The 934-nt window shown below is 29.2% G+C and carries 1 protein-coding gene; it reads left to right on the top strand.

The annotated features are described in order from the left end of the window. Positions 1–95: 95 nt before the first annotated feature. Positions 96–934: replication initiation factor domain-containing protein (locus tag KA878_RS13565; protein ID WP_210142201.1), on the top strand; the 839-nt coding region annotated here is incomplete at its 3' end.

Genomic DNA, 934 nt, shown 5'->3' with positions numbered 1-934 from the left:
TTTGTATATCTAGATATTAAACGATATTAGTTTATTCTTCAAGATATATATTCGGGTGAGCGACTTCTTAAATTAAATTAAGGAGTCGATTTTTTATGAGTAAAAATAATCATACAAATCATTCAAATCACTTAGAAAATCACGATTTAGACAATTTTTCTAAAACCGGCTACTCTAATAGCCGGTTAAGTGTACATATTGATGACACCCCCCACCCAAAATTAAGTTTTGATGCGATGACAATCGTTGGGAATTTGAACAAAAATAATGCTAAAAAGCTATCTGAATTTATGAGTGTTGAGCCACAAATACGACTTTGGGATATGCTTCAAACAAAATTTAAAGCTAAAGCACTTCAAGAAAAAGTTTATATCGAATATGACAAAGTAAAAGCAGATAGTTGGGATAGACGTAATATGCGTGTTGAATTTAATCCAAATAAACTTACACATGAAGAAATGCTTTGGTTAAAACAAAACATTATTGACTACATGGAAGATGACGGTTTTACAAGATTAGATTTGGCTTTTGATTTTGAAGATGATTTGAGTGATTACTACGCAATGACTGATAAAGCAGTTAAGAAAACTATTTTTTATGGTCGTAATGGTAAGCCAGAAACAAAATATTTTGGTGTTCGTGATAGTGATAGATTTATTAGAATTTATAATAAAAAACAAGAACGTAAAGATAACGCAGATGTTGAAGTTATGTCTGAACATTTATGGCGTGTTGAAATTGAATTAAAAAGAGATATGGTTGATATGTGGAATGATTGTTTTAATGACTTACATATTTTGAAACCTGATTATACAAAGGTTTCAAAAACTTCTGAACGCCATACAGTTATGGCTTTACTTTATGACGAGAGTGAATGGGGAAAATTAAATAGAAATACTAAATATAAATTTAAAAAGATTTTTAAAGAAATATC

It is taken from the genome of Staphylococcus sp. GDY8P57P, assembly GCF_017892585.1.
In the GTDB taxonomy this organism is placed as follows: Bacteria; Bacillota; Bacilli; order Staphylococcales; family Staphylococcaceae; genus Staphylococcus; species Staphylococcus borealis.
This window is presented reverse-complemented; position numbering and strand designations above follow the sequence as displayed.